7 protein-coding genes are annotated in these 7,332 nt (G+C 63.2%); all 7 read left to right on the top strand.

The genetic code is table 11. The features are described from left to right. Window positions 1-718: ABC transporter ATP-binding protein (locus WCZ84_RS13330; RefSeq protein ID WP_372686768.1), on the top strand; the 718-nt coding region annotated here is incomplete at its 5' end. Beyond that, window positions 715-2,622, top strand: a complete 1,908-nt coding sequence (locus WCZ84_RS13325; protein WP_372686767.1) for a long-chain fatty acid--CoA ligase — start codon at window positions 715-717, stop codon at window positions 2,620-2,622. The genes WCZ84_RS13330 and WCZ84_RS13325, both read left to right, overlap by 4 nt. A 12-nt stretch (window positions 2,623-2,634) precedes the next feature. Further along, window positions 2,635-3,528 (top strand): branched-chain amino acid ABC transporter permease, encoded by an 894-nt coding sequence (locus tag WCZ84_RS13320; protein WP_372686766.1) that lies wholly within the window; start codon window positions 2,635-2,637, stop codon window positions 3,526-3,528. A gap of 12 nt (window positions 3,529-3,540) precedes the next feature. Next, window positions 3,541-4,605 (top strand): branched-chain amino acid ABC transporter permease, encoded by a 1,065-nt coding sequence (locus WCZ84_RS13315; RefSeq protein WP_372686765.1) that lies wholly within the window; start codon window positions 3,541-3,543, stop codon window positions 4,603-4,605. Window positions 4,606-4,686: 81 nt separating this feature from the next. Further along, window positions 4,687-5,934 carry an ABC transporter substrate-binding protein gene (locus WCZ84_RS13310; protein ID WP_372686764.1) on the top strand — a complete coding sequence of 416 codons (1,248 nt, stop codon included), beginning with the start codon at window positions 4,687-4,689 and terminating at the stop codon, window positions 5,932-5,934. Window positions 5,935-5,984: 50 nt separating this feature from the next. Further along, window positions 5,985-6,809: an ABC transporter ATP-binding protein gene (locus WCZ84_RS13305; protein WP_372686763.1), complete on the top strand. Its 825-nt coding sequence runs from the start codon at window positions 5,985-5,987 to the stop codon at window positions 6,807-6,809. An 11-nt stretch (window positions 6,810-6,820) separates the two neighbouring features. Beyond that, window positions 6,821-7,332: phenylacetate--CoA ligase family protein (locus WCZ84_RS13300; protein WP_372686762.1), on the top strand; the 512-nt coding region annotated here is incomplete at its 3' end.

Below are 7,332 nucleotides of genomic sequence, written 5' to 3'. Positions count from 1 at the left end.
CCTGGCCGTGCGCCCGGGCGAAATCTACTCCATCATCGGCCCCAATGGCGCGGGCAAGACATCGCTGCTCAATTGCATTTCCGGGCGCTACCGGCCGCAGCAGGGCCGCATGTATTTCAACGGCACCGACATCACCGGGCTCAAGCCCAACCAGCGCTGCCGCCTGGGCCTGGGGCGCACCTTCCAGAATCTGGCACTGTTCGGCCACATGACCGTGCTCGACAACATCCTGGTCGGGCGCCATCACCTGATGCGCAACAATTTTCTGACGGGTTCGCTGTACTGGTTCTCGGGGGCGCGCCGCGAAGAGCTCGAACATCGCCGTCACGTCGAGGACATCATCGATTTTCTTGAAATCGCGCATATTCGCCACAGTATTGCCGGCACCTTGTCGTACGGCCTGTGCAAGCGGGTCGAGCTGGCCCGGGCCGTGGCCCTGAACCCCAAGCTGCTGCTGCTCGACGAGCCCATGGCCGGCATGAACTTCGAAGAAAAAGAAGACATCGCCCGCTACATCATCGACCTGAACGAAGAATGGGGCATCACCATCGTGATGATAGAACACGACATGGGCGTCGTGGTCGATATTTCCGACCACGTCACGGTGCTCAATTTCGGTCAGCCCATTGCCTCCGGCCTGCCCGATGACGTCATGGCCGATCCCTTCGTGCGGCAGGCCTATCTGGGCGAAGAGTCGCTGCTCGAGGAATCGGCATGAATCCCGCCAGCCATTGGCCCGACCTGCAGCAGCATGACACCTATCCAAAGCTGCTGGCGCACAACGCCCGGCACTGGCCCGACGACGTCGCGCTGCGCGAAAAAGAATTCGGCATCTGGAACGAGGTCACCTGGCGCGACTACGAAGCGGCCGTCGAACTCTTCACCCTGGGCCTGCTCGAGCTCGGCGTGCAGCCCGGCGACATCGTGGGTATCGTGGGCGACAACCGCCCCGAATGGGTGCAGTGCGAGATCGCGGTGCACGCGGCGGGGGCCATGAGCCTGGGTATCTACCAAGACTCAATGGGCGAAGAGGTCCAGTATCTGCTGCAGTACGGCCAGGTCCAGGTCGTCATGTGCGAAGATGAGGAACAGGTCGACAAGATCCTGCAGATCGCCGATGACTGCCCCGACGTCCGCCACATCATCTATCACGATCCGCGCGGCATGCGCAAATATCCAGACCCGCGCCTGATCAGCCAGCACGCGCTCTTCGAACAGGCCCGGGCGGTGCGCCAGCGCGAGCCCGAACGCTATCGCCGGCTGGTCGAATCCGGTCCCGGCGAGCGGCCCTCGATGCTGATCACCACCTCGGGCACCACGTCGCGGCCCAAGCTGGTCATGTTCCAGTCCCGCTCGTTTCTCGACCACACCGCCGCCTATCTGCGGGCCGACCCCAAATACGCGGGCGACAACTACGTATCGGTGTTGCCGCTGCCGTGGATCATGGAGCAGGTCTATGCGCTGGCGCAATCGCTGATCACGCGCATGACGGTCAACTTCGTCGAAGAATCCGAAACCATGATGCAGGATCTGCGCGAGATCGGGCCCAATTTCGTGCTGCTGGCGCCGCGCGTCTGGGAATCCATCGCGGCCGACGTCAAGGCGCGCATGATGGAAGCCTCACGTATCAAGCAGTGGATGTACGCCCTGGGCATGAAGATCGGCATGCCCCACCTCGAGCGCCATGGCCGGCCGTCCCGGCTGGCCCACGTCCTGCTGTTCCGGGCGCTGCGCGATCGCCTGGGCTTCAGCCACCTGCATTCGGCCGCTACGGGCGGCGCCGCCCTGGGGCCGGATACCTTCAAGTTCTTTTTGGCCATGGGGGTGCCGCTGCGGCAAATCTACGGCCAAACCGAGATGGCCGGCGTCTATACCGGTCATCAGCCCGACGATCTCGATTTCGACAGCGTGGGTGTGCCCTTCGACAACACCCGCCTGCGCATCGACCAACCCGATGACAATGGCGTGGGCGAGGTCCTGGTGCGCAGCAGCGGCATGTTCCTGGGCTATTACAAGAACGAGCAGGCCACGGTTGAAACCGTGCGCGACGGCTGGCTGCATACGGGCGATGCCGGCTACATGAAAGAAAACGGCCATCTGGTGGTGATCGATCGTCTCTCGGACCTGGCCGTCACGTCGTTGGGGCACCGCTTCTCGCCCATGTACGTCGAAAACAAGCTCAAGTTTTCACCGTTCATCGCCGAGGCCGTCATCCTGGGGCACGAACGCCCCTGGCTGTCGGCCATGATCTGCATCCGCTATGGCATTTTGTCCAAGTGGGCCGAACACCGTGGCATCGCCTTCACCAACTACACCAATCTCTCGGCCCAGCCGCAGGTCTACGACATGATCCGGCGCGAAATCGAGCAGGTCAATGCCGGCCTGCCGGCCTGGCAGCAGGTGCGCAAATTCCTGCTGCTCTATAAAGAGCTGGACCCCGACGACGGCGAACTCACCCGCACGCGCAAGATACGCCGCAAGGTCGTCCAGGAAAAATACGCCGACATCATCGATGCCATCTACGACGGCCGCGAATCGGTGCACGTGGACACCGTGATCACATTCCAGGACGGCACCCGTTCGCAGGTCATCACCGACCTGCGGGTCGTCGACCTGTCCTGAGGAGAACCCACCATGGACTGGAGTCTACTGCTTGCATTCGGGGTCAACGGGATACTCGTGGGCGCCCTGTACGGGGTGGTGGCCATGTGCTTCGTGCTCATCTACAAGGCCACGCAAATCCTCAACTTCGCCCAGGGCGAATTCCTCCTGATCGGCGCCTGGATCTGCTGGGCCACCATCGTGCAGTTCGGCCTGCCGTTCTGGCTGGGCTTCCTGGTCACTCTGGTGTTCATGTTCCTGTTCGGCGTGCTGCTGCAGATGGTGGTGCTGCGCCCCATGATCGGCGAGCCCATCATCTCGGTCATCATGCTCACCATCGGGCTGTCCATCGTGTTCCGCTCGGCCATGAACTGGATCTTCGGCTCGCACGTGCGCTCTTTTCCAGCGGTGTTCGAAACCGATCACCTCGAAATTCTGGGCCTGAACGTGCAGATGCCCTACGTGCTCAGCTTCGTGCTGGCCATCCTGGTCGTAGTCGGGTTTTTCCTGTTCTTCAAGTACTCGCGCATGGGGCTGGCCATGCGCGCCACCGCTTTCGATCAGCAGGTGGCGCAAAGCCTGGGCGTCTCGGTCGAGCGCGTGTTCGCCCTGTCATGGGCGATCTCGGCGATGGCCTCGGCCCTGGCCGGGGTGGTGATCGGCATGGTCAACGGGGTCTCGTCCTCGCTGGCCATCTATGGCATCAAGGTATTCCCGGCCGTCATTGTCGGCGGGCTCGATTCCATCGTCGGCGGCATGGTGGGCGGGCTCATCGTCGGGGTGATCGAAAACCTGGCAGCGTTTGCCGACACGCAGTACCTGCATTGGGGCAACCTGCTCGAGATCGTGCCGTTCTACGTGCTGATCATCATTCTCATGGTCAAGCCGTACGGCCTGTTCGGCACCGAAGACATCGAACGCATCTAGGAGAACTCAGCCATGGCATTGGGCGCAGACAGCATGCGGTGCGGCGAGTTCCACACCAGTTACCGCACCGATATCCGCATCTTTCCCACCGCATTCTCGCGCAACATGGCGTTGCTCGGCCTGCTGGTGCTGGCGCTGGGGCCCCTGTACCTGAACGCGTACTGGCTCAGCCTGTTGATTCAGATCGGCTATTTCGGTATTGCCGCGCTGGGGCTCAACATCCTCACAGGGTATTCGGGGCAGATTTCGCTGGGGCACGCGGCGTTCTTCGGGGTCGGGGCCTTCACCTCGGCGTGGCTCAACAACAGCTTCGGCATTCCGGTCTTGCTGTGCATTCCGCTGGCGGGCCTGTTCACCACGCTGGTCGGGTTGATCTTCGGCCTGCCGGCGGGCCGGCTCAAGGGCATGTATCTGGTCATTGCCACCCTGGCCGCGCAGTACATCATCGAAGACTTCTTCAACCGGGCCGACTGGTTCACGGGCGGCACGGCGGGCACCATGGCCGGGCCGGTCGAGCTCTTCGGCTTCGCCTTCGATACCGATGCCAGCTATTTCTACGTGGTGCTGGCATTTCTGGTTCTGACGCTGCTGCTGATCACCAACCTCATGCGCAGCCGCGATGGCCGGGCCTTCGTGGCCTTGCGCGACCACTACCTGTCGGCCGAGATCATGGGCATCAACCTCAACAAGTACCGCATTCTGGCCTTTGGCATCTCGTCCTTTTATGCCGGCATCGGCGGGGCACTGTACGCCCACTATATGGGCTATGTCTCGGTCGAGGCCTTTGGGCTGCTGCTCTCGGTCCAGTTCATCGGCATGATCATCATCGGCGGCCTGGGTTCGGTCATGGGCACTTTGCTGGGTGTCATCTTCATGGTCATGCTGCCGCAGGTCGTCACCTGGGGGGCCGGGACCCTCAAGGACCTCGCCCCGCAGCTGGGCTCCAACGTGTCCTACATGCAGGAAATCGCCGTCGGCATGGCCATCGTCCTGTTCCTGATCTTCGAGCCCGAAGGCCTGATCCATCGCTGGAAAATGACCAAGGCCTGGTGGAAGCTCTACCCATTCTCGTATTAGCGTTTTCGTATTCGATGTGAGCCGGCCCGCAATGGCCGACATTCAAGCAGCAAACATGCAAACCTTGAGGAGGGATCTGACATGTCAAACAAACTGACTCCGTTACTGGCCGCGGCCGCGGTCATGGGCCTTGGGCTCGGGGCGCCGGCTCTGGCCGCCGACAGCATACCCGTGGGGCACCTGTCGGCGTTCACCGGGCCCACGTCCGACGTCGGCGTACCCTATGGCAATGCCATCGATGACGCCGTGGCCTACATCAATGCCCACGGTGGCATCAACGGCAAGAAAATCGAGATGCCGTCCGAAGACTACGGCTACGAAATCCCCCGTTCGGTCGCCCATTACAAGCGCTGGCAGTCCAGCCTCAAGCCGGTGCTGATCCAGGGCTGGGGCACCTCCGACACCGAGGCGCTCACCCCGTTCGTCACCAAGGACGGCGTGGTCTTTTTCTCGGCCTCCTATTCCGGCCATCTCACCGACCCCACCGGCAAGGCGCCCCGCAGCAAGACCGCCACGCCATACAACTTCTTCGTGGGCGCCACGTACTCCGATGCCTGCCGTGCACAGGCCTCGTGGGCGCTGAAAGACTGGAAAGCGTCGGGCAAGAGCGGCAAGCCCAAGTGGGTGCACATGGGGGCCAACCACCCTTACCCCAATGCTCCAAAAGAGGCCTGTAACATCTGGGCCGAAGAAATCGGCTTCGACGTCTTGCCGCCCATCGTGTATCCCCTGGCCCCGGCGGATTTCAAGTCCCAGTGCCTCGCGCTCAAGGACGCCGGCGTCAATTATGCCTATCTGGGCAACACCGCGGCCAGCAACGTCTCCATGATCAAGTCCTGCAACACGGTTGGCACCGATGTCCAGTTCGTCACCAACTACTGGGGCTTCGACGAACCCTCGGCCGAGGCGGCGGGGGCCGCTGGCGATGGCATCGTGGTGCCGGCCATGGCGGCCTGGACGTCCGATGCGCCGGGCATGAAGACGGTGCGCGAGGTCTCCAAGATGTCCGATCCCGACGGCAAGAAGGCGCGCGCCCTGCCGTATATCCGTGGGGTCTGTTCCGCCTTCGTGATGCGCGATGCGATGCTGCTGGCCGACAAGTCCGGCGAAGTCACCAGCAAGAGCATCAAGGATGCGCTCGAGACCCTGACCGAGCACGTGCCCGCCGATCTCGAAGGGGTCTGCCCGCCGGTCACCTGGACGCCGACCGATCACCGCGCCACCACGCAGGTCACCATGTACCGCAACAACTGGAACAACGGCGATCCGCGCTTCGAGTTCGTCGACGTCGAGCAGCTGCCGCGGGGCGAAGAGTATCTGGGCTGGTAAGACCCAGGCCCGGGGCGGTGGTGCGCCCCGGGACCCACACGGAGAGCACTATGTCGCAACAGGCTCAGGCCACGGATGCCGCCGAGATCATGCTGTCGGTCAACAACATCGAAGTGGTCTACGATGAAGTCATCCTGGTGCTGCGTGGGGTCAGTCTGGACGTCCCGCGCGGGCAGATCGTGACTTTGCTGGGCGCCAACGGGGCGGGCAAATCCACCACGCTGAAGGCCATCTCCGGCCTGCTCAAGACCGAAGACGGCGCGGTCACGCGCGGCAGCATCACCTTCCAGGGCCAGACCATCAGCAACCAGTCGCCGCAGACCATCGTCGAACAGGGCATCTTCCAGGTCATGGAAGGGCGCCGTGTCATCGAAGACATGACCGTCCTGGAAAACCTGCGCCTGGGGGCCTTCACCCGCAAGGACAAGCAGAACATCCGGCGCGACATGGACATGGTGTTCGGCTATTTCCCCCGGCTGCTCGAACGGGCCGGGGGGCTGGCCGGGTATCTGTCGGGGGGCGAGCAGCAGATGCTGGCCATCGGCCGGGCCCTGATGGCCCGACCACAGCTCTTGCTGCTCGACGAGCCCTCCATGGGCCTGTCCCCCCTGCTGGCCAAGGAAGTCTTCGGCATCATCGAAACCATCAATCGCGAACAAGGGCTCACCATGCTGCTGGTCGAGCAAAATGCCAATTGGGCCCTGCGCTTGGCCAGCTACGGCTACATCATGGAAAACGGCAAGGTGGTGCTCGATGGCTCGCGGGCCGAGCTCGTGGGCAACGAAGACGTGAAAGCCTCGTACCTGGGCGGGGGCGAAGAGCGCCGTTCCTACAAGAACATCAAGAGTTACAAGCGTCGCAAGCGCTGGTTGTAATGGGGGACATCATGCACGATTACTACGATACGCACGAGACGCAGCCTCCCGAAGAGCGCGAACGGCATCTGTTCGAACGCCTGCCGGCGGCGCTCGAGCGGGCCCGGGCCTCCGCGCCGGCCATTGCGCGCCAGCTGCAGGGCCTGGAGCCCGCGCATATCAACAGCCGGGCGACCCTCGTCGACGTGCCCGTGCTGCGCAAGTCCCAGCTGCTCGAAGCCCAGCATGCGGCACGCATCGCCGGGCAGGGCGCCGGCCCCGACGAACGCGAGCGGGTCTTTGGCGGTTTCTCGGCCATTGGCTGGGGGCAGGCCCGGCGCGTATTCGCGTCTCCGGGGCCGATCTACGAACCCGAGAGCGGCCGGGCCGATTACTGGGGCTTCGCGCGGGCCCTGCATGCGGCCGGGGTCCGGCCGGGCATGCTCGTGCACAATTGCTTTTCCTACCATTTCACCCCGGCGGGCTCGATGATGGAAACCGCGGCCCATGCCCTGGGTTGCACGGTGTTTCCCGGCGGGGTGGG

The sequence above is a fragment of the Castellaniella sp. genome (assembly GCF_041675725.1).
Lineage (GTDB): Bacteria > Pseudomonadota > Gammaproteobacteria > Burkholderiales > Burkholderiaceae_B > Castellaniella.
Note: the sequence above shows the minus strand (reverse complement) of the source record. Positions and strands in the feature narration are given on the sequence as shown.

What these genes read in the sequence shown, in the direction of transcription:
- WCZ84_RS13325 (WP_372686767.1), top strand. Translation starts at nt 715, where the DNA reads ATGAATCCCGCCAGCCATTGGCCCGACCTGCAGCAGCATGACACCTAT.
- WCZ84_RS13320 (WP_372686766.1), top strand. Translation starts at nt 2,635, where the DNA reads ATGGACTGGAGTCTACTGCTTGCATTCGGGGTCAACGGGATACTCGTG.
- WCZ84_RS13315 (WP_372686765.1), top strand. Translation starts at nt 3,541, where the DNA reads ATGGCATTGGGCGCAGACAGCATGCGGTGCGGCGAGTTCCACACCAGT.
- WCZ84_RS13310 (WP_372686764.1), top strand. Translation starts at nt 4,687, where the DNA reads ATGTCAAACAAACTGACTCCGTTACTGGCCGCGGCCGCGGTCATGGGC.
- WCZ84_RS13305 (WP_372686763.1), top strand. Translation starts at nt 5,985, where the DNA reads ATGTCGCAACAGGCTCAGGCCACGGATGCCGCCGAGATCATGCTGTCG.